Origin of the sequence: Mesobacillus subterraneus, assembly GCF_003937825.1 — a bacterium.
GTDB lineage: Bacteria > Bacillota > Bacilli > Bacillales > Cytobacillaceae > Mesobacillus > Mesobacillus subterraneus.
This window is the reverse complement of the sequence record NZ_RSFW01000003.1, coordinates 98227-122477: the sequence shown is the minus strand read 5'-3', so window position 1 is coordinate 122477 and position 24251 is coordinate 98227. Positions and strand designations below refer to the sequence as shown.

General features: G+C 42.1%; 30 protein-coding genes and 1 pseudogene. 9 read left to right on the top strand and 22 right to left on the bottom strand.

What is annotated here, in order from left to right:
• Nucleotides 1-5 precede the first annotated feature (5 nt).
• Nucleotides 6-389: a VOC family protein gene (locus EJA10_RS02825; RefSeq protein WP_246017655.1), complete on the bottom strand. Its 384-nt coding sequence runs from the start codon at nt 387-389 to the stop codon at nt 6-8.
• A 48-nt stretch (nt 390-437) separates the two neighbouring features.
• Nucleotides 438-974, bottom strand: coding sequence for an HD domain-containing protein (locus EJA10_RS02820; protein ID WP_125478491.1), 537 nt, complete (start codon nt 972-974; stop codon nt 438-440).
• Nucleotides 975-1128: 154 nt separating this feature from the next.
• On the opposite strand from EJA10_RS02820, the gene EJA10_RS02815 reads away from it, so the two are divergent.
• The 3 genes from EJA10_RS02815 to EJA10_RS02805 all read left to right on the top strand — a co-directional run bounded on the left by EJA10_RS02815 (nt 1129) and on the right by EJA10_RS02805 (nt 5665).
• Nucleotides 1129-2436 carry an alkaline phosphatase family protein gene (locus tag EJA10_RS02815; protein WP_125478490.1) on the top strand — a complete coding sequence of 436 codons (1308 nt, stop codon included), beginning with the start codon at nt 1129-1131 and terminating at the stop codon, nt 2434-2436.
• Between the two features lie 421 nt (nt 2437-2857).
• Nucleotides 2858-4132 carry an MFS transporter gene (locus tag EJA10_RS02810; protein ID WP_246017654.1) on the top strand — a complete coding sequence of 425 codons (1275 nt, stop codon included), beginning with the start codon at nt 2858-2860 and terminating at the stop codon, nt 4130-4132.
• 66 nt (nt 4133-4198) lie between these two features.
• Entirely contained in the window at nt 4199-5665 is a 1467-nt protein-coding gene (locus EJA10_RS02805; protein WP_125478489.1) for a M20 family peptidase, read from the top strand.
• A 300-nt stretch (nt 5666-5965) separates the two neighbouring features.
• Here EJA10_RS02805 and EJA10_RS02795 read toward each other — a convergent pair whose 3' ends face one another.
• From EJA10_RS02795 to EJA10_RS02770, 6 genes are all read right to left on the bottom strand, one after another.
• The gene (locus tag EJA10_RS02795) at nt 5966-6316 is read right to left on the bottom strand and encodes a hypothetical protein (RefSeq protein WP_125478487.1); all 351 of its coding nucleotides are present in this window, start codon (nt 6314-6316) and stop codon (nt 5966-5968) included.
• Nucleotides 6317-6318: 2 nt separating this feature from the next.
• Nucleotides 6319-6747, bottom strand: coding sequence for a hypothetical protein (locus EJA10_RS02790; protein ID WP_125478486.1), 429 nt, complete (start codon nt 6745-6747; stop codon nt 6319-6321).
• A gap of 29 nt (nt 6748-6776) precedes the next feature.
• The gene (locus EJA10_RS02785) at nt 6777-7337 is read right to left on the bottom strand and encodes a hypothetical protein (protein ID WP_125478485.1); all 561 of its coding nucleotides are present in this window, start codon (nt 7335-7337) and stop codon (nt 6777-6779) included.
• Nucleotides 7338-7355: 18 nt separating this feature from the next.
• On the bottom strand, nt 7356-7745 hold the full coding sequence (locus tag EJA10_RS02780) for a hypothetical protein (RefSeq protein ID WP_125478484.1): 390 nt from the start codon (nt 7743-7745) through the stop codon (nt 7356-7358).
• Nucleotides 7742-8152: a DUF4181 domain-containing protein gene (locus tag EJA10_RS02775; RefSeq protein WP_125478483.1), complete on the bottom strand. Its 411-nt coding sequence runs from the start codon at nt 8150-8152 to the stop codon at nt 7742-7744. The genes EJA10_RS02780 and EJA10_RS02775 overlap by 4 nt, the downstream gene beginning before the upstream one ends.
• A gap of 87 nt (nt 8153-8239) precedes the next feature.
• Nucleotides 8240-8731, bottom strand: a complete 492-nt coding sequence (locus EJA10_RS02770) for a hypothetical protein (RefSeq protein ID WP_125478482.1) — start codon at nt 8729-8731, stop codon at nt 8240-8242.
• Nucleotides 8732-8881: 150 nt separating this feature from the next.
• On the opposite strand from EJA10_RS02770, the gene EJA10_RS02765 reads away from it, so the two are divergent.
• Nucleotides 8882-9817 carry a DMT family transporter gene (locus EJA10_RS02765; protein ID WP_170169046.1) on the top strand — a complete coding sequence of 312 codons (936 nt, stop codon included), beginning with the start codon at nt 8882-8884 and terminating at the stop codon, nt 9815-9817.
• Nucleotides 9818-9829: 12 nt separating this feature from the next.
• A complete protein-coding gene (locus EJA10_RS02760; RefSeq protein WP_125478481.1) occupies nt 9830-10765 on the top strand; it encodes an acetamidase/formamidase family protein in 936 nt (311 codons plus the stop codon).
• A 36-nt stretch (nt 10766-10801) separates the two neighbouring features.
• Here the strand turns inward: EJA10_RS02760 and EJA10_RS02755 are convergent, their stop codons facing one another.
• Both EJA10_RS02755 and EJA10_RS02750 read right to left on the bottom strand, forming a co-directional pair.
• Entirely contained in the window at nt 10802-11464 is a 663-nt protein-coding gene (locus tag EJA10_RS02755) for an HAD family hydrolase (RefSeq protein WP_246017661.1), read from the bottom strand.
• A gap of 57 nt (nt 11465-11521) precedes the next feature.
• Nucleotides 11522-12046, bottom strand: a complete 525-nt coding sequence (locus tag EJA10_RS02750) for a DinB family protein (protein ID WP_125478479.1) — start codon at nt 12044-12046, stop codon at nt 11522-11524.
• Between the two features lie 136 nt (nt 12047-12182).
• Between EJA10_RS02750 and EJA10_RS02745 the strand changes: the two genes are divergently transcribed.
• The gene (locus tag EJA10_RS02745) at nt 12183-12677 is read left to right on the top strand and encodes a DnaJ domain-containing protein (RefSeq protein ID WP_125478478.1); all 495 of its coding nucleotides are present in this window, start codon (nt 12183-12185) and stop codon (nt 12675-12677) included.
• 1 nt (nt 12678) lies between these two features.
• Here EJA10_RS02745 and EJA10_RS23200 read toward each other — a convergent pair whose 3' ends face one another.
• Both EJA10_RS23200 and EJA10_RS02740 read right to left on the bottom strand, forming a co-directional pair.
• On the bottom strand, nt 12679-12846 hold the full coding sequence (locus EJA10_RS23200) for a hypothetical protein (RefSeq protein WP_170169045.1): 168 nt from the start codon (nt 12844-12846) through the stop codon (nt 12679-12681).
• A gap of 134 nt (nt 12847-12980) precedes the next feature.
• The gene (locus EJA10_RS02740) at nt 12981-13871 is read right to left on the bottom strand and encodes an acyl-ACP desaturase (RefSeq protein ID WP_125478477.1); all 891 of its coding nucleotides are present in this window, start codon (nt 13869-13871) and stop codon (nt 12981-12983) included.
• A gap of 217 nt (nt 13872-14088) precedes the next feature.
• Here EJA10_RS02740 and EJA10_RS02735 point away from each other — a divergent pair, with 217 nt between their 5' ends.
• Nucleotides 14089-14271 (top strand): hypothetical protein, encoded by a 183-nt coding sequence (locus EJA10_RS02735; protein ID WP_125478476.1) that lies wholly within the window; start codon nt 14089-14091, stop codon nt 14269-14271.
• A gap of 15 nt (nt 14272-14286) precedes the next feature.
• Nucleotides 14287-14616, top strand: a pseudogene (locus tag EJA10_RS02730) (redoxin domain-containing protein); the annotation flags it as partial.
• 34 nt (nt 14617-14650) lie between these two features.
• Here EJA10_RS02730 and EJA10_RS02725 read toward each other — a convergent pair.
• The 10 genes from EJA10_RS02725 to EJA10_RS02680 all read right to left on the bottom strand — a co-directional run bounded on the left by EJA10_RS02725 (nt 14651) and on the right by EJA10_RS02680 (nt 22777).
• On the bottom strand, nt 14651-15772 hold the full coding sequence (locus EJA10_RS02725) for a nitric oxide synthase oxygenase (RefSeq protein ID WP_125478474.1): 1122 nt from the start codon (nt 15770-15772) through the stop codon (nt 14651-14653).
• 82 nt (nt 15773-15854) lie between these two features.
• Nucleotides 15855-16337, bottom strand: a complete 483-nt coding sequence (locus tag EJA10_RS02720) for an SRPBCC family protein (RefSeq protein ID WP_125478473.1) — start codon at nt 16335-16337, stop codon at nt 15855-15857.
• A gap of 15 nt (nt 16338-16352) precedes the next feature.
• The gene (locus EJA10_RS02715) at nt 16353-16712 is read right to left on the bottom strand and encodes a VOC family protein (protein WP_170169044.1); all 360 of its coding nucleotides are present in this window, start codon (nt 16710-16712) and stop codon (nt 16353-16355) included.
• Nucleotides 16713-16753: 41 nt separating this feature from the next.
• The gene (locus tag EJA10_RS02710; RefSeq protein WP_125478471.1) at nt 16754-17542 is read right to left on the bottom strand and encodes a helix-turn-helix domain-containing protein; all 789 of its coding nucleotides are present in this window, start codon (nt 17540-17542) and stop codon (nt 16754-16756) included.
• Nucleotides 17543-17662: 120 nt separating this feature from the next.
• Nucleotides 17663-18409: an MmgE/PrpD family protein gene (locus tag EJA10_RS02705; protein ID WP_281274464.1), complete on the bottom strand. Its 747-nt coding sequence runs from the start codon at nt 18407-18409 to the stop codon at nt 17663-17665.
• A gap of 2 nt (nt 18410-18411) precedes the next feature.
• Nucleotides 18412-19020, bottom strand: a complete 609-nt coding sequence (locus tag EJA10_RS02700) for an MmgE/PrpD family protein (RefSeq protein WP_170169043.1) — start codon at nt 19018-19020, stop codon at nt 18412-18414.
• Nucleotides 19013-19753 carry a GntR family transcriptional regulator gene (locus tag EJA10_RS02695; RefSeq protein ID WP_125478468.1) on the bottom strand — a complete coding sequence of 247 codons (741 nt, stop codon included), beginning with the start codon at nt 19751-19753 and terminating at the stop codon, nt 19013-19015. Before EJA10_RS02695 ends, EJA10_RS02700 begins: the two co-directional genes overlap by 8 nt.
• Nucleotides 19750-21258, bottom strand: a complete 1509-nt coding sequence (locus tag EJA10_RS02690) for a tripartite tricarboxylate transporter permease (protein ID WP_125478467.1) — start codon at nt 21256-21258, stop codon at nt 19750-19752. The genes EJA10_RS02695 and EJA10_RS02690 overlap by 4 nt, the downstream gene beginning before the upstream one ends.
• A 21-nt stretch (nt 21259-21279) precedes the next feature.
• Nucleotides 21280-21756 carry a tripartite tricarboxylate transporter TctB family protein gene (locus EJA10_RS02685; RefSeq protein ID WP_246017658.1) on the bottom strand — a complete coding sequence of 159 codons (477 nt, stop codon included), beginning with the start codon at nt 21754-21756 and terminating at the stop codon, nt 21280-21282.
• A gap of 25 nt (nt 21757-21781) precedes the next feature.
• The gene (locus EJA10_RS02680; protein WP_125478465.1) at nt 21782-22777 is read right to left on the bottom strand and encodes a Bug family tripartite tricarboxylate transporter substrate binding protein; all 996 of its coding nucleotides are present in this window, start codon (nt 22775-22777) and stop codon (nt 21782-21784) included.
• Nucleotides 22778-23318: 541 nt separating this feature from the next.
• Between EJA10_RS02680 and EJA10_RS02675 the strand changes: the two genes are divergently transcribed.
• Complete coding sequence (locus tag EJA10_RS02675; RefSeq protein ID WP_125478464.1) at nt 23319-24239, top strand: dihydrodipicolinate synthase family protein; 921 nt, start codon at nt 23319-23321, stop codon at nt 24237-24239.
• The last annotated feature ends 12 nt before the right edge of the window (nt 24240-24251 follow it).

Here is a 24251-nt window from a genome sequence, read left to right as displayed (position 1 = left end):
TCCCATTAACAATTGCAAATCATTAAAACATTCCCATCCGGATCACTAAAGTTAAAATAAGCAAAATCACCAATTCGCTCCAGGTCTCTTACGACTTTTATTTCATTTGATTTTATAAAATCATAAGCTGCATCAATGTCCTCAGCGAAGAAGTTGAACAAAACATGCCCTGATGGGTGCAGTTTAAACCCAGGATCAAATGTATGGTCATCAAGGGTGAGTCCAGTAGCAGAGTTAACAGGAATGTTGTACACCGGAGACTCTATTTCATCAGCGTTGAATGGAATTCCAAGCAAATCGCAATACCATTGTACTGATTTTTTCAGATCGCTGACGTGGATGAAGACATTGTTAACTTTGTTTGTTATTGGAGTGGTTTTAATTGTCAAAAGAAAGATTCCTCCTCTATTGGATTAAATGTATGAGTTTCTCCAGTATCACTTAAATAATTGCTCAACTTCTGCTTTTAGCTGTTCCAGCAGCGGAAATTCCCCTTTGTAACTTAAACTCTCAATGACATTTCGGTAATACCATTCCTGCTGTTCCCGTCCTCGCTTGAACCTGCTCCAGACTTCCTCACCGTTTTGCTCGATATCCAGGCGAATGGACCTTATATTATGCAGCTTATCCGCACATGCGACCACACGGATTTCCTCAGGTGCGTTCCTTAAAAATTCGATTGTATGTTCCTTCCGATCTTCCCATGACAGCGATTTATCCGGCTCTGAGCAGCCGGCGACGATTTCAGCAATGTTTCTTCCAAATTCCCGCTCTATATCCTCCATCGTCAAACCGGTATCCTCGACGGTGTCATGAAGAATTCCTGCTGCGACCAAGTCATCGGAGTAACCAGCTTTTTGGAGGATCATCCCTACCGCGACGGGATGTGCGATATAAGGGATTTTTGTATTTTTCCGGTACTGTCCTTCATGGGCGGCAGCCGCGATTTGCAATGCTTTCTCAATCAATTCCACCCTATCCCCCTCCTTTTTTTGAGTTGCATTCTACTACCAGCAGATCCCTACCTTATTCCATTTCGGTAAAATTGAAAGGACTCCTGCTAATTCTCGCTATTTTTTCCATTATATTCTGCTATATTTATACTATAAACATCATTTGGAGGCTGCTATGACTCGACTGACAGACCACTTAATCGTCATTTCATTTGACTGCCTTTCTGAGCATGATGTCCCATTGCTCAGGGAGCTTCCGAATTTCAAAGCTTTTATAGAAAAAAGTTCATACTGTACCCAGGTCGAAACGATCTACCCTTCTGTCACCTATCCTTGCCATGCCACCATTGTGACCGGTAATTTCCCGAACAAGCACGGCATTGTGAACAATACATTCATCCAGCCGGGAAGGATTTCACCTGACTGGTACTGGCACCGCTCTCACATAAAAGGGACAACCCTTTACGATGAAGCGAAAAAGGCCGGAATGAAAACAGCGGCACTACTATGGCCTGTTACGGCAAAATCATCGATTGACTACAATATGCCCGAAATTTTTGCGAACCGCCCTTGGCATCACCAGGTTCCTGTTTCTCTATTCAATGGCAGTCCAGGCTACCAGCTGGAGATGAACGCAAAATTCGGCCGTTTACGCAACGGACTTCGCCAGCCTGAACTGGATGATTTCGTCCTCGCCTCAACAGTGGAAACCATTAAAACGAGGAAACCTGAGTTGATGCTGATTCACTTTGTCGATTTGGATTCCCAGCGTCATATGTATGGCTTTTCATCAGCAGAAGCCACTGCTGCCCTTCACCGCCACGATCAGCGGCTAGGCAGCATCATGGAAGCTATCAAGGCGGCTGGGATTGAAGAAGATACAACCGTCGTCATACTTGGGGACCACAGTGCACTTGATGAGTCTAAAGTAGTGAAATTGAACGTATTATTTAGAGAAAGAGGACTTATCCAAACAAATTCTTCCGGCAAGGTGACTGACTGGAAAGCCTATTGCAAAAGCTGTGACGGATCTGCTTATGTCTATGTAAAAGACCCTTACGATCTTGTTACAAAAAACGCAGTATCCGAACTGCTGACTGAGCTTGCACAAGACGAATTCAACGGAATCGAAAAAGTCATCACTGGCCAGGAAGCGAACGCCAAAGGAGCTGATGGGACAGCATTCAGGATGCTTGAAGCTGCAAGTGGGTTTTATTTTAGCGAGGCAGTTCAAGGCCAATACATCGAAGAAGTGACGGAACAGGATGCCCAAACAAAAAAATATACCTTCGCCTGCCATGGCTACTCCCCTGAGAAAGAAGGCTACCATACCGTTTTCTTCGCAGCCGGAAAAGGCATCCGCCCTGGCATGGAAGTCCGTTCTATGCACCTTGTTGACGAAGGACCAACTTTCGCCCGCCTGCTCGGATTGGATCTCGGAGATACAGATGGCCGCATTTTAGAAGGAATTTTGGATATTTAAAACTCAGGCAGCAGGTCTTTTTCATTTCTAAAGCGAAATATAGTACCAATCGGTTTAGTTTCTTACTAGATGGGATGTTTCTTAGCCATTATTTAAAAGCTTGTATGCTGCTTATTCGCTCTGTAAGGGGAATTCTACGGTTCAAGAGCTATTTATTCTGAGGTTGGGCCACTTGATTCTACGGCTGATTCAAGTAATTATACGGTTAAACCCAGAATTAATACGGTTGGATCTGTTAATTCTGCGGTTGAATCGATTAATTCTACGGTTGGACGAATTTTTTACGGTTAGAACAATTTTATTCACGGTTGGCTCGATTTTTTTAACGGTTATGAGAGTTTTTTTCACGGTTGCATCCTTTTAATTCACGGTTAACGTTTCACAAGAATAAGAGATAAAAATTATACTTATTGGGGGCAAAATGATGAAAGGATTTACGAAGGAAGAGAGCAGCTGGATTCGTTATGACTGGGCCAGCTCGGCTTATTCGATTATCATTTCGACCGCTGTATTCCCGCTGTTCTACAAGGCTTCTGCCACGGAAGCAGGTGTGAGCCTGTCGAATTCTACCGCCTATCTGGGCTACACGATCGCAATTGCCACTTTCATACTCGCGATGATTGGGCCGATCCTCGGAACGATTGCCGATTACAAAGGGATGAAAAAACGCTTTTTTACGATTTTCTTCACTCTGGGGATTATTTTTACTGCCGGACTCGCGTTCGTACCGAGCGGAAACTGGCTGATGCTGCTTGTTGTCTACACCCTCGCCGTGCTGGGATCAACCGGTTCGAATGTTTTCTATGATGCATTCATTGTCGATGTAACAACCGACCAGCGTATGGACAGGGTTTCAGCAAGAGGATACGGGATGGGATACATCGGAAGTACGATCCCCTTCATTGTCTCGATCGCCATCATCATTTTAGCCCAGACAAAGGTCCTTCCGATCTCAATGACGCTGGCAAGCCAGACAGCTTTTATCATCACCGCGCTCTGGTGGGGGCTATGGTCGATTCCCATGTTCAAAAATGTTCACCAGAAGCATTACATCGAGCGCGAACCGCAATTGGTCCTGCAAAGCTTTAAACGACTAGGGAAAACCTTCAAGGAAATCCGCAAGTACAGGGCATTATTCTTATTCTTATTAGCTTATTTCTTTTACATCGACGGTGTTGGTACGATCATAACGATGTCGACGGCATATGGGACAGATCTCGGCATCAGCTCTACGAATCTATTAATCATCCTTTTTGCTACTCAGGTTGTTGCCTGGCCGTTTGCAATTCTTTTCGGCCGCTTATCCGAACGCTTTACTGGTAAAAAAATGCTGTATGTCGGCATCTCCGTTTATATCGTTGTCTGTATTTATGCCTACTTCCTGGAAACGACGACAGACTTCTGGATCCTTGCGATGCTGGTTGCTACATCACAGGGTGGCATCCAGGCACTCAGCCGTTCCTACTTTGCAAAATTAGTACCGAAGGCAAACGCAAACGAGTTCTTCGGCTTCTACAATATTTTTGGCAAATTCGCCTCCATCATGGGACCATTATTGGTGGGACTCACCGCGCAGCTTACCGGCAATTCCAGTATGGGCGTATTCAGCCTCGTCGTCCTGTTCGTCATCGGGATGATCATCCTGGCCTTCGTTCCTGAACCGGAAAAGCAGCAACATGCACCTGAAATTGCTTAATGAACAAAAGCCTCTGGGATTCCCGGAGGCTTTTTTAAAAAGCCACTTTGGAGGGATTAATGGCTTATGAAAAAAATGAAATTCACCCTGCTTGCCCTTGGCAGTTTACTGTTACTTTTCATCATTGTCACCATGTTCAACACCCTCACCCTGGAAACCCGTCAACCAGCTCCCGCTCATTATACAGGAACAATTAAAGAAGACCATGCGATTGATACCCTTTCCAAGGCTATTCAATTCCAAACGATCTCCTATCAGGATCGCAGTAAAATGAATCTGGCGGAATTCGATCGCTTTATCTCCTTCCTGGAACAAAGCTTTCCAGCTGTTCATGACCAGCTGGAATTGGAAAAAGTGAATGGTCATTCTCTAGTCTATAAATGGAAAGGTAGATTTGCTGCCAAGCTTCCGGTCGGATTGACGAGCCATTATGATGTTGTCCCTGTCCTCGAAGGCACAGAGAAAAACTGGGAGCAGCCCCCTTTCAGCGGGACAGTTGCTGACGGGAAGATTTGGGGCCGCGGGTCGCTGGACGACAAAATTGGGGTCATAGGCATTCTCGAAGCTGTGGAGCATCTGCTCAGTGAAGGCTTTAAGCCGGAACGCGATTTTTATTTTATGTTCGGGCATGATGAGGAAATCGGCGGTGATGATGGAGCCAGCATGATTGTCAGCACACTGAATGACAGAGGTGTCAAGTTTGCCTTTGTTTTAGATGAAGGAGGAGCGATTGTCGAAAACATGGTCCCTGGTGTAACTCAACCAGTGGGAGTGATCGGTGTTTCTGAAAAAGGCTCGGCAACGGCGGAACTATCGATTGAAGGCAGTGGCGGCCATTCATCACAGCCTAAGGACCGGACGAATATCGGCCGGGTCGCCAGCGCCATTGCCAAGCTGGAGGAAACCCAATTCCCTGCTGATCTCCAGGGGCCAGGAGAAGATCTATTTGAATTCGTGGCTCCAGAAATGAGTTTCGGAATGAAATATGTCTTCGCAAATAAGTTTGTTTTCGAGCCTGTAATCGAAAAAATCCTCTTGCAGCAGCCGGCATCAGCGGCATTGATCAGGACGACTATTGCACCAACCATCTTCCAGGCTGGGGAGCAATACAACGCCCTGCCAGAAAAAGCTTCGGCGATCATTAACTTGCGGCTCATGCCGGGCGACTCCCTGGAAGATGTAAGAGCTTTTATCGAAAAAACAGTCGAAGACGAGGAAATCTTAGTTAAAGTTGACGGCTCAGAGGCTTCTGGTGTATCTTCTGTGGATAGCTGGCATTTCAAAGCCATCCAGCAAAGCGCCAGGAATGTGTATGATGAAGCGGTTATTGCCCCCTACCTGATGTTCGCTGGTTCAGACGCAAAGCATTATGACCGGATCGCTGAAAATACTTATCGGTTCCTGCCTGTACAGCTCACATCCGATGATCTCAATAGGATGCATGGTACGAACGAACATGTAAGTATAGAAAACTTTTTGAACGCCATCCAATTTTATATGGAAGTGATCAAGGAAAGTAATCGGAATGAATAATTTTACACATTTAAAAGCTAAAAAGCTCAGGGTCGCCTGAGCTTTTTGGAAAGGAGATCGAATGAAACCTTATTTGATTGGTATTTTCCTATTTTATTGTGTCTGGTTTATTGCCTCTGCCATCTTCCCTGACCCTGTCTGGTGGTCGCTTTTTTCCTCAGACAGAACGACTCATACACCACTAACAGAACAAATATCATTAGTAAAAGTGTTTATTACTTCTTTAGTTTTTATGGGAATCTGGGCCCTTATAAGACAACGACATTCAAAATAAAAAAGTCCACTTTGTATCGTGGGCTTCTATTGAGCAATTTTATCCAGAAGGAATTCGACTAATTCATCGTATTTGTAGGTTTTTAAAACAATCGCGTCATGGTCCAACACTACATATGCTGGTTCTTTATCAATCCCGGAAGTCGAGAAGTTTTCCTGAGCGACTTCGAGAGACTTTGCATGGTAGATGATATGGATTTTTGATTCATCGATGCCTTCTTCTGCTAGTTTAAATCCGTCAACTTCCTCGTGTCCGACGACATATAAACCATATTCGCCTTCCTTCTCGGAAACTAGTCCTTTTAACTGGCGCTCTTCTTCACTGCAGCCTGTTAAAATAAACAAAAGTACACCAATGATTCCAATTGTCCGCTTCATCTTTATCTCCCCTCATTCCTTCGTATGTTAGTTAACATCCAGCCGAGAACAACCCCATAAAGTCCATGTCCCAGCATCCAAAACAGGAAGGCATACGTACTGTTGATTTCAGGTGTACGGTCTGAAAGCATTGTCGTTGGGTATAACAGGAAGCCTACAAGAAGGCTAAGATTGATGACTAATCTCATTTTGCTGGTTCTTTTCAGTAAATAATAATAGGTCACCAAGCTAAGAAGTACGGAGATCACAAGGTGGAACACGAATTCCACAAATTCAGGGAATGCATAGTCTTTTAGGATTGCAATGTAGTCTACATTCAACAGCAGTGTATAGACTTTGAGACCGGTTATGTATTCGACCGCTTTTAAAAAAAGTCCGAGGAAAATTCCTGCCACAACACCTGATGCAACTGTTTGATTTATTTCTCTCATGGCTGACTCCCCCCTGGATGCCTGACAGTCTATAATTTCCGAAGCTTATTACCTGACTTGATCTGCAGATTCACACCCCAAGCTCCCCCACTTGATACAAAGCTCGCCCTACCCGACACATCAATTTCTGCCTCGACTTTTACGGTTTTTCTCTCTTTTCCTTGTAGTGTGACTTCAAAAGGTCCACCCTCATTCAACAGTGTGAGCATCTCCCCTTCATCTTCAAATCTATATTTATCGTAAAACTCCACATTGAAGGTGACTTGATCGCTGCTATGATTCTTAAATGGGAGCTCACAGCGGGCGCTGACTAGTCCGATTGGCAAGAAAACAGTTGCTACAATAGCCAGCAATACCAACCGCATATGAAACTTTTCTAATGATTTCACAAGAAAGAATAAACTGCCGGCAAGCATTGCTAACGCAGTTACTCCTACATAATTAATTCCGTTGATTGTCGTTATCGGGATATTCAATGCTGATGTCAGTTCCTGCCCCATCGGATACTCGTGTGGAAAAGGAAAGCTGATCATTATGGATAAACTAAAAAGGAGAATAGCAATTCCTAAGAATCTTTTATTTTTTATCAAGTCATTTCACCCCCGGATTTAGTCTTTTATGACACCTTCCCCTGCCATTTGTGTGCCTCCTGGTATTTCAATCTGTCCAAAAGTGTAGAGATATTCAGGGTCTTCCATCTTTTTTTCACCCTGGAACGAGACAAAATACTCTTTTCCTTCTTCGATAAGATTGTAGATTCTTGCATCCTCAATCATGACTTTAAATCTTTCCTTATTTGGGCCAGGATCATTTGCATTGGACCCAACAACCCACATTTTCTGGTATTTACCTGGTTCAATGTAGTGAGCCTTTTCTTCAATAATCATTACCATACTCACGTTTTGATAGTGTTTGTCATCAGTTAGCACAAAAAACAGGATGGCCAAAAAAGAAACGATGAAAATGACAGTAATGATCCCTCTTGGTCTTTTCATCATCTGTTCGTTAACCAAAACATAATGTCATTTTGAACAATGATCATCGCCATCATGATGAATACACTTCCTTCTGCCAGTGACAGGATCCACTGTCTTGGATGCTCTGAATGCCTCCACTCAAAATACGCTCGAACAAAATTTTCAGTGCTGTATAAAAAAGACAGTATGATCAGAAATACATTGAGCGGGAATTCTTCGAGCATCAGTTGATGAATCAGGAAGAAATAAACGATCAGTGCCGTGAATCTTACAGCCCAGTCTATTTTTCGATGTTGATCATTAATATGATTGTAAGAGAAAAATTCCTTTTTTACTTTTGGGATCTTCAACGATTTTCTAATCACAAATTTAATGAAAGCAAGCACTGAGATCATCATGGCTGCTAATATTATGAATTTCCAACCCATGTGGTAATCCCCCCAGTCTAATTTTACCACCTTATTCCAGTAATTGGTACACAAAAAGCAGAGGTTTTCTCCTCTGCCTGTAAGGGTTTATTCGATGGTAAAAGTAATTGTCTGATTATACGTGTTGTCCAGTTCCGACTCCATCCAGACTTCTAGTTCATACGTTCCTTTTTTCAATCCGCCCATTCCAATTTTAATCGTAATGGCTTCTCCGGCACTGACGATCTGGTTGCTTTGAATTGTCCCCAGTCCATCATTCCGGTTGACCTCTTTCCCAGATTGATCCCTGAGCACATAAACATGGCCGCCATTCTCGTCAAAAGGAATTTCAATCTCCTTGTCAGTATTGTTTTTCACTTCGTAAATAAAATCTTTACCTTCCGTGCCTTCATCGACTTCTACCAGACTGGCTGAGAGGGCTTCAGGAATGACTCCCGTGTTGCCGGGCTCATCAACTTTCTTTTCCGATTTCTTTTCCGCCTGCTTTTCAATGCTGGTTTCTATTTCAGTTCCTCCATTACATGCAGATAATAAAAACATGACACTCAATAAAATGAAACTTGCGATTAACTTTTTCAAAAAAGCACCTCATATCCGTTTTTGATTTTCCTTTACATTAGACTTAGCAGGACGAAAAAAGTTTCAGCTCATTTAGATTTTTTTATTTCGCTTGCCGAAAAAGATGCTACAATACTAGTTAAATAATTTAAAAAGATGGAAGGGAATTTGATGAACAAAAAGTTATGGATTACATATGGGATGCTGACATTCGCTACGGCTACATGGGGAAGTGCGTTCATCGCGGGTAAATTCGCGGTGGAAAGCTTTGAACCTGCTACGGTCGCATTCTTCCGTTTTTTCGGCGCGGCAATTCTCCTTTTCCCGCTTATGTTTGTAATGGAGAAAAATCTGAAGAAACCAAACTTGAAGGATATTGGCCTGTTTGCAGTTCTTGGCCTGACGGGCATCGCGTTGTATAACATATTCTTTTTCATGGCCAGCAAACACGCCCCGGTCATTAAAAGTTCGCTGTTCATCGCCTCCAATCCCGTGTTGATTGTCCTTTTATCAGCCTTATTCTTAAAAGAAACGATCACACGCAACAATGTCATTGGCCTGGCGATTGCCCTTTCCGGCGCCTTTTTCATTATTACTGATGGACATCTGCTGTCTCTTCTCCAGCTTGGCTTCGAACCGATTGATTTTGTGTTGATGGGAGCTGTGATTAGCTGGGCGCTGTACAGTGTTGTCGGGAAAATCGTTCTAAAGAAGTTCAGTTCCGTTGAATCCACAACCTACGCGGTTGCCTTTGGCACATTGTTTTTACTGCCATTTGCTGTTGCAGAAACATCCTGGCAGGATGTCCAGCAGGCATCCGGTGTGACCTGGCTAGCAATCATTCATATGAGTGTACTGGTCACGGTCATTTCGTTTGTCATGTACTACAACGGAATCAAGGAAGTCGGAGCAGCGAAAGCATCAATTTTTATCAACGTGATGCCGGTTTCCGCAGTCATCATGGCTACTCTGTTTTTAGGAGAAAAGTTCACGACTGCCCATGCGATCGGAGCGGCAATGGTATTATCCGGAGTATATATTGGTACGAATCCAAAGCTTTTTAAAAGAAAGACGCAGCAAAAGCTGGCTAAGAATGAAATTGCATAAGGAGATGGCGCAATGATACATACAATTGAATTGAAATCTGATAATCTCCATGGATCCTTCAGCAATGCGTACAAGCCGATTTTGACGGTGGATTCCGGAGACAGCATCCGGATGCAGACACCGGACATCGAATGGGGCTATTCACGCACAAAAGGCACTGATAGAGAGTTTTTTCGCTCAGCGGTAAAAGAAGAAAATCCCTTGCACCCCATGGTCGGACCCATTGAGGTGAAAGGCGCAAAGCCGGGGATGGTCCTGGAGGTAAAATTGAACGATGTCGTGCCAGGCTGGTATGGGACGAACTGGGCTGGCGGCAAAAAAAGCTGGCAAAACGATGTGCTCGGACTGACCGGTTCAGATAGAATCCGCCTCGATTGGGAGTTGAATCCCTTTGCGATGACAGCGAGCACCAAAATCGGCTCCCGTCCCATCCATGTCGGCTTGAACCCTTTCATTGGGTTGATGGGAGTCGCACCAGCAGAGCATGGTGTGCATCACACCTCTCCTCCCCGCTACTGCGGCGGCAACATCGATTGCAAGGAGTTGAAGCGAGGCAGCACCTTGTATTTGCCGGTTTCGGTAGAAGGAGCATTGTTTTCGATTGGTGATGGTCATGCCGCACAGGGAGACGGTGAGGTTTCTGGTACGGCTATCGAATGTCCGATGGATCTTGTTGATATCACGCTGACTCTCCGGGAAGATCTTCAATTAAAGATGCCGCGGGCAAATACGCCGGAAGGATGGATCACATTCGGATTCAATGAGGACTTGAACCTCGCTGCGGGACAGGCCCTGGACGAGATGGTTGAACTGCTGAGGGACCTTCATCAGCTTGATCGTACGGAAGCCCTCGCTTTGGCCAGCGTCACAGTTGATCTTAGGGTGACACAGGTCGTTAATGGCGTCAAAGGAGTACATGCCGTATTGCCTCATGGTGCGGTGAGATAAGGAAACAGCCCTGCAAAAATTTCGCAGGGCTGTTTTTTATCGTACAGTTTGTGTGTTGATCGTTTTAATCACTTCGTCCAGCGTCTTTTCACCCATCGATGCCATCTTCAGCTCATGTTTTTCAAATGCGAGCGCTTCAGTTACCGGGTTTGGCACAACCACGCATTTCAACCCTGCTGCTACCGCTGCATTCAATCCGTTAAGGGAGTCCTCAAAAGCCAGTGCTTCTGAAGGCTGAACCCTTAGTTTTTCTACTGCCTTTGCATACAAGTCAGGCGCTGGCTTTACTTTTTCAACATCGTCTTTTGTTACAATCGCTTCAAAGTAATCAATCAAGCGGAGTTCATTCAATAATCGGGTGACCCATGCACGTGATGAACTTGTGGCCAGCCCAATCTTTAAGCCTGAGCGGTGCGCTTCTTCTAAGTATTCTTTCACCCCATCGCGGGCATTAACGGTCCTAAGCTTCACATCAACAATCTCGCTTGCCCTGCTTTCAATTTCATCGCAATCCGTATCTTCGCCAAGCTGTGATTTGAAATAGTCGAACAGAACAGTATCGTGCGTTCCAATACATTTCGCGAATTCCTCAAGCGGGAGGTCTGCATGATAAAATCCAAGTGCTTCTTTGTAAGCTTCGTACCAGACAGTTTCTGTATCTATGATTAAACCATCAAAATCGAAAACAATCGCTTTAATCAAAACTATCATCTCCTTTCGCACAACAGTACAGACGAGCTTTTTAGAGAAAAGGTTTCATCTGTTTAATATCCCTAAATATCCTTTCCACGGACCGACTTCCTGATCATAATGCTTTGCCAGGACTCTTGTAATCTGTGCAAGATGAGTGAGGTCATGTACAGCCCAGGTCGAGATCAGCTGCCTGGCTGTCACTTCCCCGTATTCGGGATGGATTCCGATCATACCGAACTGTTGTTCACTGGTCATCATCGCTCTGAGCTTCTCGATATTCTCCATTCTTAATGACTCAAATTCGTTTAGCTTTTCCTCAATCGACCAATCTGCATACTGCTGCAAATGAGAGAACCGGTCAAATACAGGGAATGTCTTTTCAGTATTGTCACTTAAAATGATTTGCAGTCTCGGAATCCAATTGTATCTTTCGCCATCAATCAAGTGGCCGATCACTTCTGACGCATTCCATGTTCCCTCTCCCTCATTGGCTGTCAGCCAGCCATCGGACAGCCCTGATAGGAAACTTTCCAATGTTCGTGGCGTCCTTTCCAATATCTCAATCACTTCGTTCAAATTAATAACCATGATTACATTCCCCCTTTTTTTAAACTTTACGCACCCCTGTGTAACACAATGTCACACTCCTGTTCTTTTTTTGAAAAAATTCAGTGGTATGATAGATTTGTCTGATAATTTTTCGTAGATAAAGAGAGTGAATGAGATGCTAACTGTAAAAGAAGCAGCAGAACGATTAACTTCTTCGGGCATTGAGGCTAGCGAGCAGGACGTCCTGCACTGGATTGAGGCTGGGCAACTCTGTGCTGAAATGAGTCAGAGAAGAAATCTTACCTATACCATTAACCAAAAAGACCTGACAGACTTTATCGTCCACAAACACACTGATGAGATTTCCGCGCAGCTGATAAGAGCCAAGCTTGACAACAACCAGCTGGCCCAGCAACTGGACCTCTTGAAAACCCGGCTTCACATCGAGCAATCAAAGGTTCGTACCTTGAAAAAAATGCTCAATAGCCAAATTGAAGCGGCAGGTACGAGTACCACACACATGGAAGATTTGTTGGGACTGAGCCAGAACAGCAGCAATCAGGAACTCAAAAAAGAATTCAAAAAACTGCTCAAAGCCCTCCATCCCGACCGCGGGGGCGATGAAAGGCTGTTTAAAGTGTTCAATGAGCATTATGAGAATCTAAAGTAACCTATGATTGCCGCTTACGGTTCATCACATAAAAATAAGTACTCGCGCCCATCAGTATCCCGCCTAAAACACCAAGCGCCGCACCTGGAGCAGTCCAAATCGTGGATAAATAGATGCCTGCCATATACATAATCAATCCGATGAAAAATACTGTAAACCCTTTTTTCATATAAACTCCTTTTGCTTTGTGTGATACATAACCATTTCTATGTACATTGCGGAATTCCTTTATAAATATTTCGCAACCTCATTCCTATTCTAACAAAATGGAACCAGGAGTAATCCCTCCTGGTTCCATTTACTCTACTTATTTTTATAAAACCTCTCCCTGACCCTTTTCAACCGTGCATGATAATTCAAAATATCCAGCCGAGCTTTTTCCGCTTCCGGAGCGATTGGTCTCAGGTTCTCAATGTCCCAGTAATCAACGATTACATCAAGGACCTGATCAAAATACTCAAGGGGACCGTAATTCGCCTCTTTCGCAATGATGGCCATCCGGTTTTCGAAATCTGGCATGACGGCACCTGGCATTTTAAAGTTCATGATCACATTGCCCAGGTAGTAACAATAGTTTGGCTCCAGCTGCAGATGGAATTTGATCACATCACGATAAAATGCATAATGCAGCGTTTCATCCTTCGCAAGCCGGCGAAGCAGCGTGGCCAATTCCCGATCATGCGGGCCTGCAACCTTTGCGACATTATTGTAGAACACCATTGTCGCCAGCTCTTGCATCGAGGTATAGACCATCGTTTCAAACGGCGTGTGAAAATCAGGATCCCAGCCATTCTCAAGCGTCATTTTATGTAATTGATGCAGCCGCATCGGCTCGACGTTCCGCGTAATCAGCAAATAGGTTTCCAGCAAATTGGAGTGCTGGTCCTCTTCCGCTGTCCATGTATGGACAAATTCCTTGATTACCGACAAAGATCCTTTAAATGTCTGATCGAGGTATGATGTAAACCATGGCAAATTCACCTCAGTTAAAAGCGCCGTTTCAATCGCCGTAATCACCGGTGAAGGCAGGTTGACCTGGCTTTCATCCCATGGCACACGCTTGAAATCCATTGCCTTGTCCCATGGCAAAAATTCATGATAGCCCCAATCGATTTTTTCTGCCCGCATTTTATGTTCCTCATAAAGCTCCCTAATCCTTGGTTCCAGCCGAAAATCCAGATGATTCGTCAGCAATGCAGTCCCTCCATATTAATTACTAGATATTATGACCTGTTACTAATTTAAATTCTATCATATTTTCTGAATTTTAACTAAATGTAAGATTTGTATTTATAAAAATAGGAAAATAGGTACAGTGAAAGCCTTGAATAGAAACAAATCCTCCATAAATGGTATAATGGGTTTTCAGCTAAACATTATATACTTAACTACATAAACAAGGAGGTGCAATATGCGAAAAACCTTTTACCTCATCATGCTATTGCTCGTCACCGCGATCATCAGCGGCTGTTCTGGTGATGAATCTGATTCCGATTCGAAATCTCTTGCACTTCCTGATGAAACCGGCAAGGACATCCAGTTTGAAAACATGGATCAGCCTGCGCTCGTTTTCTTTTTCACAGGAGTTGGCTGAGACTTCTGTAAATCGCAGCTGGTCGAGCTGCAGAACAAGAAAGAGCTTTTCAGCCAGTTCCCTGGCAATGTATACGCAGTCAGCGCATCGTCAGTTGATGAACATAAAGCGATGAAGGAAGAATTGGGACTAGAGTACCCGGTTATTTCCGATAAAAATCTGAAACTGATCCGCAAGGTAGAATTACTTGATCCCGAAGCACCAATCTCCGTTCGCGGTTTTGCTGTTCTTGATAAGGACGGCAAGGTGCTCCATTCACAGCAAATCGATACATTCGGATTAGAAGCAGAAGGCATCATCCCTTATGCGGCAGATATCGCAAACGGCAAACAGCCAAGTCAATAAAAAGAAGGAACCACTGGTCAGTGGTTCCTTTCTGCTAGTACGGACGTTCTTGATAAAAGTAATTTGGTTTTACAATTCCATTTTCATATGAGTTATGAAAAATATGAGTAGCTGCTGGAGAAATCGGCGGAATCAGCCAGGTCCAGTCCCCAGTCACGTCCCGACTGGCGGCCTTCTCCTTTTCCTCAAATACCCTGAATTGCGATGCTGCTGTATGGTGGTCGACGATGGTTACCTTATCTTCATTGAAGGAATGCAATACACTCGCATTTAATTCTACCAATGCCCGATCTTTCCACAATGAACTGTTCTTGTTCCGATTCAAACCCATTTGGTCGGCAATCAGCGGTAATAAATGATAACGAAACTCATCTGCCAGATTCCTCGCCCCAATTTCCGTTCCCATATACCAGCCATTAAAAGGTGCCGCTGTGTACTCAATTCCGCCGATTTCAAGCCTCATGTCAGAAATGAAAGGAACGGCGTACCATTTAAGATCCATCTCGGCAAACCACTTGTATTCAGGATGCCTTAATGGCACTTCAAGGACTAATTCTTTCTCCATTTCATACAACTTAGGCGTATTTCCGTCAATCTGAATCAACAGCGGCAGAACATCAAATCGGGTTCCTTCGCCTCGCCAGCCCATCTCCTCACATTTTCTTGTAAAATCCAGAGAATGAGGATCACCGAGGATTCCGCATTCTGTTTCATAACCTGCATAACGGATGAGCTGGTGGTTCCAGATTCGAACCTCGTTCTCTGAATTTTTCTGCCTGAAGACCGAAATGGCGGGCCTGATTTTCCCTTCGTTCGTCGCAAAATTGATATGTTGGAATAGCGCATCTCTAATTTCAACCTCTGTCGCCAAATCCCTGCGGTCAAACACGGTCAGGCTGTCCCAGAATAACCTTCCGATACACCGGTTGCTATTCCTCCAGGCCATTTTCGCTCCATGCTCAAGCTCTTCATACGTGTGAGAATAAGTTCCGGTCAATCGGATTTCTTCCATAACTTCCTGAATTCTATTTTCCGTCTCCTGTTCCTGCCGATGAAGTTCCTTATAACTAATACGGATAAAACTCGCGGCTTCACGAAATAAGTCCTGATTCAAAACGATGTCCTCCCAATGCAATGGTCTGATACATTTTAACATGGACCAGCAAATACATGAAAACAAAGGGTGGAGTTTTTAACCAGAAAAAGAGCCCCCTTATAGGAGGCTTGTTCTGGAAAATTTATTCAGGCTGGCAGCAAAGCTCGCCTTTACCCTTTTCCAGCGCATTTTTCAGGCTTTTCAAAACACCGGACCAGGCCATCTGGTGCCATTGGAGAGCTTCTGACCACGCTGTTCCTTCCTTGAAACCATCATGACGTAACAGCACCTTTGTTTCAGCGTCCATTTTCTCAAAACGTATTGATACAGTTGTTAACTCATCATTATTATTCATTAACGGGTTAAATTGATCTGGACCTTTCCATTGAAAAACGAGCTCTTGTTCCGGGATCAGGCGGATTACCTTGCAGCCCTTCGTATTCATGTTCAATTCATTCCCGGGAATAAAATACAGTTCATATTTCCCCCCCTCTTTTGCTTCAATCGTTGCTTCGGGCGCAAACCATTGGGAAACACGGTCTGATAGTGTCCAGGCATGCCAAACCAGATCAACTGGTGCTTCAATTGTAAGTTCCTCTTGTATTTCAGTATAAATTTTCCCCACACTAAATCCCCCTTATTAAAAATTAGAAAACTCAACTAGCTCGATTTTATTTCCTGAAGGGTCTTCAATGATGTTATACCTTCCAGGCGGGCATGGTTTCGATTCTTCAAACAGAATTTTTGCACCTCGATCACGCAGCCGTGTAATATCCTCATCAAGGTTTTTCGAAAGGATGCCCATTAAAACTCTCTGTGTACCACCGCTATTGACATGCTCCCCTTTCTCTAGCACAATCGGAACCTCATTATGTACAAGCGAAACGATATTCTCTCCGTAATGCCTGGAGACCTCGAAATCCAGCACCTTTGTATAAAAATCAAGCGCTGTTACCATGTTGTTGACTTTGATCGTTAAAACACAAACCTTATTTAACATTGTTATCACTCCTTTGTTTAACATTACCATAACCAGCGAGTCTATTTTTCTTCTAGTTTGCTTTCTTTTTCAAATAAGAGTTTCGGAAGGTTGATCAGGATCGGCGGGTCATAAGGCAATGGTGGCCGTAGTTTTATAGAAACCTCTTTAGAAATACCCTCCGTGATCTCCATAGGTTCTTTCGCTTTTCCCCGCAAGTTCTTTGATAACAAGAAATAATCCCGTGGGTCCAGGCTCCAGGGAATAGCGGCAGCTAATACATAATACGTCCCATCCGGTACCTTAGAAAAAATGTATTCACTTTGCTCCGGTCTAATTGCAGTCCCCATTATCGGCTTCTCATCGGGAATTGGCCGTGAAAACAAACCCACAAAAATCAATCCCCTGAAGTCAGGAGGGCACTCAATCCTGCATTTAATCACTGGGAGGCGAAGCTGACTGGAATAACACCATTCTACGTCCTCATATTCATTCATGAATTGATGGAGCTTATCCGCGCTAGTTCGGAATTGTTTCGGTGACAATCCAACAAACTGTTTAAATTTCGTGCTGAAACTTCCCAGGCTGCGAAAACCAATCATCATGACTGTCTTAAGGATAGATTCTGAATCTCTTTTGATGAGCCTGGCCTTCCCCTCCTCAATCCTTAATGCTGAAAGATAATGCCGGGGAGAGGCGCCAGTAACCTCCTTGAATACCCTCGTAAAATGATACGGACTGTATCCAGCAATGTCCGCCAGCCTTTCTGAAGTCAGTTCTTCATCCAGATTTTGCTTCATAAATTGAATTGCTTTTGTGACTGCCTGTATTTGGTCTGTTGAACAATTCATATTTTTTCCTTTTTAATTTATATAGATAATTATTCCTCTAGTATCTTCCATAACCCTTCTTTTTCCAAAGTTTTATTTATAAAAAACCACCCTTGTTTCCAAAGGAATCAAGGGTGGTTATTAGATTTTATTAGCTATTTCGATTAGAGAGCCTATATTATCCTTTTGCTTTAAGGCTTCAATTTCATAAATTAGTTCTGAAGCAAGCTCTCTTCGTCCTTTATAATCTAATGCATTTATCACTTTCTCAGCGATTTCATTCAATGTATATGGATTTTCAGGTGTACCTTTTAGAACATCTACTTTACCAGTGACAACCTTATTATTCTTTAAGATTATTTCCACCTTCGTCCTTCTATTCTTTGGAAAGTCAATTGTATACTCAACTTCTTCAAATATATGAACTTTTTCAGATAGGTGATTTAAAGAATCGATTGCAGCCTTATCCTCAAAACAATCTTTAATCATATTATAGAGTAAAAAGGAACTGATACAGTAAGGAATGCTAAACTTTGCTTCTGCAAAACTAGTAGGGTTTTTATTCGTTAAAACGGAAGCCGCCTTGTAAGTATAGACCCTAATAGCAGATATATGCTCGATATTTTGGATTTGATGTGTATTAGGCAAAGCCTCTATTACAGGAAAAATATGCCCACAAATGAAATGTTTCTTCCTAAAAGTATTGCAAATCTCAAAAGATGATCCTAGGTCGTTTTTCACTGATTCCAAATCATAATCGTTCGCATAAGCCTGAGCAAATCCTTCCTGATGCTCTAAGAATCCAGCTGGACCTGCAAACCCCAACTCTGCAAGTAGGGCACTATGAATCCCATTTTTTGCTGCATTACCGGCATGAAGGTATTTAATACCTACCCCCCTGACAAGAAGGCAAATGTACCACCCGCTTGTGAAGCCGCAATAGATAAGGCGTTTGTGAATTTGTTAGAGGGTAATTTTTTTAAAAATGCTGATGCTGCTGCAGACCCAAATACACCAATGGTACCAGTAGCATGGAACCCCCGATATCTATGTGAAGGACTAATAGCTTTCCCAATCCTACCAGCAACTTCATAACCAATTACAATTGCTTTTAATACATCTTCACCAGAAGAATCTAGCTCTTGTGCTATAGCAATTACACTCGGTATAGTCGTCACTCCCGGGTGCAATCCAGCTGTCCCTAAATGAATATCATCAAATTCCATAGAATGAGCTAGAACACTATTAACAAAAGCCGCTTCGGCTGTCAAAGACTTCTTTTTCAACCCAATTATTGAGCTATTACCCACAGGTATTCTTGCAGCATACTCCTTCATAAAACTATAATATTCACTGGTTGTTCCCCAAATAAGTGATGAAAAGTAGTCTAACATACTAATTTGCGCTTGTTTCAAAGTGCTTTCCGATATTTCCTTATCGTAAAATTCACAGCAAAAATCAACAAGTTCCTCAATAATATGCTTATCAACTTTAATCAAATTGCTCCCCAACTTCCACCACAAATTTTGCCATATCGCCCCTGATGATCGATCGAGTCAATAAAACCGCCTTTTCATTTGACCAACTTATTCGATCAATCAATAATCCGAGTGACTGGGCGGCTATTCCTAACTTTTCAGCTTCATAATCACCTATAATGATAGGTTCAATTGTTTGCCTAACTTTTGTGATCGGCAAATTGTATTTAGTTGAAAGAATATCAGAAAGCCACTTCTGAGAGAGTTCATTAATTGCCAACTCAGGTGCATGTTCACAGGGCAAAAATAACCTTTCAAAAATCATCGGTGTTCCTTCATCTAATTTCAGCCGCTCAATTCTGTATAAACAGGAATTCATTTCAACATTCAAAGACCTTGATAAAAAATTATTGCTTGCAATAACCGAATTATTTTCAATAACGAAACTAGGTTTTCTGCCAACTCTATTTAGATTCTTAGCGAAGTCATGAATACCCGTCAGACTCTGCTCAACTGATTTATTGGTAACAAACGTTCCTTTTCCCTGAAACCTTGTAATTAGCCCTTCATTCTCTAATAGTTGCATAGCTTGTCTGATTGTTATTCTAGATGCGTTAAATTCAGAAGTAAGTTGACTTTCAGAGGGTAGCTTTTGCCCGCCATCCCATTTCCCATCAAGGATCTGCTGTCTTAAAATCATTGCACAATTTTTATATAATGGCATTGATGCAGTTGATATTAGTTTTTTTCTCATACATTGATCTCCTTGCCACCTGATTGTTTTTTAGAAAACTTTTTAAAGATAGGGATAACAATGACCAATAATCCAATCACTAGTAAGGTTATAGAAATCGGACTCTGGAAGAATGCAATATAAGACCCATCTGAAATGGATAGAGCCCTTCTCCAATTCTGTTCTAGTAAGCCGCCCAACACCAGAGTCAATACCAGAGGTGCTAACGGATAATCATTTTTCTTAAGGAAGTATCCTAGACACCCAAAGGCACCCATTAGAAAAACCTCGAACATGCTCCTGTTCACACTAAAAGCTCCTAAAAATGCGAGAATAATTATAGATACGGCCAATATGGAATACGGAACTCTCAGTATTTGTATAAATCCCCTTAACAGTAGGGTGTTCATGAGGAATAGAATGATGATGCCCACAAACATACTGACAATCACAGTCCATGCGATTTCAGGATAATTAGTAAAAAACATAGGTCCTGGCTGTAATCCCAGGATCATCATCCCCCCCAATAAAACTGCAGTAGAGTTTGAACCTGGTATGCCTAAAGTAAGCATCGGAACCATAGCTCCACCTACAGAACCGTTATTTGCAGACTCAGACGCTGCCACACCCTCTATATTTCCTTTTCCAAAAGAATCTGGGGACTTGGATGATTTCTTAGCAATACTATAAGATAAAAAAGATGATATAGTTGCTCCTGCTCCAGGAAGAAGACCAACTACAAACCCTATTAATGTACCATTACGGATAGGTCCAAGTATCTGTTTGAATTCCTGTTTATTAGGAAATATCTTAGTAACCTTTCCAACCTTTTGATCCTTCATCTCCTTGTAATTCTCTAAACTACTAATTATCTCTCCGATGGCAAAAAGTCCTAATGCAACTACGACAAAATCAATCCCTTGCAACAATTCGAAATGACCAAAAGTATATCTAGGAGTACCGGTTATAGGATCCTGTCCAATCAGTGCAAGCATTAGTCCTAATAAAGCGGAAATCCCAGATTTAACTTTTGATTTTGATGCTAATCCAATAATCAGAAGAAAGCTTAATGCTATAAGGATAGTATATTCAGCGGGTCCAAAGGCTAAAGCCAACTTAGCTACAAGGGGTGCTAGCAAAACAATTAAAACCGCACTTACCAGCCCTCCTAGGGTCGAACCTATAGTTGCTGTTCCGATCGCCAGCCCAGCTTTTCCCTGCTTGGTTAATGGGTACCCGTCAAATGTTGTCACTACAGCGGCAGCATCACCAGGTGTATTAAACATAATAGAGGTTAATGCTCCACCAAACATTGCTCCATAATAAACACCTGTTAGCATGACAAGTGCAGGAATAGGATCCATTCCAAATGTCATTGGTATTAATAATGCTAGACCTGTAACAGGTCCCAGGCCGGGCAAAATCCCAACAATTTGCCCTACCAGGACCCCAATAATTAGATATAAAAGCGTTTGAAATGTAAATGTATTCGCCAACCCGCCTACTAAATATTGGATTGTTTCCATAGATACCCTCCACATATAAGTCTATTGAATAATTCCAGTTAGAAGAATCCCTTCTGGAAGCTTATTATTCAAGAAGCTTTGAAAAATAAAGTATGTTCCAAAGCTGATAATCAGTGTGATGAATAATGAATTTGATAGTTTATGTTTGAAAACAAAATGAATCGAGATAAAAACCGCAATTATGGTGCTAACCAAAAAACCCAAAAATAAAACCACGGTAAAATAAACAAATATGCCAGCTATGAGCAGTAGACTCTTATTTTGCAGGAGGCTTATCATATTAAATTGTCCTATACCCTCGGTTTGCTTTTTTTTTCCTTTTAATCCTTGAATGGTTAGTATGATTGAAAAAATAAGTAACCCAATGGATATAAATAAGGGAAATACTCCAGGCTGCAGTACTCCCATATTGGTTATGCCCTGAGGAAGACTCAAGGCATAACCGATGGAAACTAAGCTTATCACTGACAAAACTAGACCAGATCGAAAATCAGTCATTCCCACTTAAATCACCTCTACAGTTTTACTTTCCAATGCCATTTTTTTCAACAATTGCCTTTGTAGCTTCGTATTCTTTTTGTATTGAGTTTTGGAATTCCTCTGGGTTCATATAGCCATCGTATTGGTTGGATGTTTTCATATACTCAATAAACTCAGGGTCTTCCATCGTTTTCTTTAAAGCATCATGTAACACATTTACGATATCATTCGGAGTACCACCTTTTACAAAAAGTCCCCTCCACTGTGAATCTACAAAATCAATCCCTTGTTCTTTATATGTTCCGACATCAGGAAAGTCCGTTAATCTTTCTTCCGATGCAACTGAAAGAATCTTAATGTCTCCTGATTCTACAAATTGTTTCATAGTAGAAGGATTCGAATGTGCTACATCAATATGCCCTCCCATAACATTGGTTATTCCATCTGAGCCTGCGTCAAAGGGAATCCATGTCATCTCTATACTGGCTTTATCCATAAACTCATAGGCAGCAAAAGTATGTGCAGATGTGGATCCAAAGCCGCCAATTTTTACTTTGCCAGGATTCTCTTTTGCAAACATGATCAAATCGTCTAGGTTATTGAAAGGACTGTCTTTTGACACCCCTAAAGCGAATGGATCATCTTGAATCCTGATTACAGGTTGAAAAGAGTCAACTTTATAATGGGATAAAGTTGTGTTCAGGGCACCCACCAAGGTCTTTGTACCAGCCCAGAGGGTATATCCGTCGTTCTTTTGATTTAGAACGTAGCCCATTGCAACAGCCCCATCCCCACCTGGTTTATTTTCAACGACGATAGGCTGACCTAAATATTTTTCTCCAATGCTAGCAACTTTTCGAGCCATTACATCAACAGAGGATCCTGGGTTTGTATTTACAATAATTGTTACAGGCTTATTAGGAAAATCGGCTTTACTTTTCTTTGCTGATTCACCATTTGCATTACTACTACAACCGCTGATAACCAGACACAATAACACCATCAAAATTACAAACGACAGCCTTTTCTTTCTTTTCACCTTGATTCCCCCTTAAATTAGTGATAACGCTTTCAATTTGTCTAAGTTGTCATAACATTATGATATTTAATACGATATACCATTTTCTGAAATTATAAAATATTCAAAAAGTACTGTTATTTACTATTCTATCTTAAAAATCCCAATAATTTATACATTTACTTCGATTTTCTTAATATTTTGACCCCTTCTAAATTTAATACAAGTTTAATTATTTGATCCTGCTAATTATAAGCTTTACTTGCTATTAAATATGTAAACTTGTAACCCCCATTAGCTAATCTGGCTGCCTGCACATATATCCAATATCTCTATAAAACTTAATAATTTATGCAACTTGTATTAAAAATTGATAACCCCAAAATAATAAGAAATCAAGTGGAAAAAGCCGATTTTAATGAATTAAAGAAAAATTTTGGTTAGTAACAACGGATTCTGAAAGTTTTATATTTTCAAAATATAGATTATGTTTTTCTTAGGAACAAACATCATAACGTTATAACAACTTAAAAAATTATAACTATTTTAGGAGGAGATTGATTTGAGCAGAAAGCTATCTTACATGAAGGGTATCCACTCTATCTTGACAACACCACTAAATGCAGACCACTCAGTGGATTATGACGGTCTAAGGAAAAATGTTAAATTTGGGACTTCCTCAAATGTTGATGCACTGATTGTCCTGGGTACACAGGGTGAATTCTATGCGTTGGATACAGAGGAAAAAAAAGAAATCATTCGTGTTTCGGTTGAAGCAGCCGAAGGAAAGAAACCTGTAATTGCAGGCACATCTGATAGCGGCACATTAACTGCAGTAAGGCTGACCCAGTATGCAAAGGACGTTGGTGCAGATGCAGTAATTGTTACACCTCCTTATTATGCAGCAGTATCACTTGATAATGTTTATTCTCATTTCGAACAACTAAATTCTGTAGGTATTCCGATTGTTCTTTACAATGCCCCACCACGCCAGGGCTATAATATTCCGCCTGAATTTTTGGTAAAACTGACTACTCAACTTGAAAACATTGTTGCTATTAAACAAGCAACTCAAAATATAGTCGAACAAGAAAAGACTCTGGCACTATTGGGCGAAAAAGTGTCCGTATTCGGCGGATCAGAAGCCTTCATGTACCCTGTACTATCACTGGGACATTGTGGAACGTCTACAACGGCAGCTACATGTTTCCCTCAATACTTCGTGGATATGTATGAGGCTGTTGAGGCTGGTGACCATAAGAAAGCTAAAGAAATGTTTGAAGGTTTAGAGCCTTTTAGAAGAGTATGTGAAAAATTAGGTCATGCCGCAGTTGTAAAATATGTTTCGGAAAAATACTTTGGTCTTGCTGGAGGACCTATGCGACTACCTTTAAGAACTCCTAGTAACGAAGAACTCGCCGAAGTTGATGAAGTGGTAAAAAACCTTAGACTAGTCAAAGAAGATACTTTGCAAAATACCTAAAGGGGAGAAATT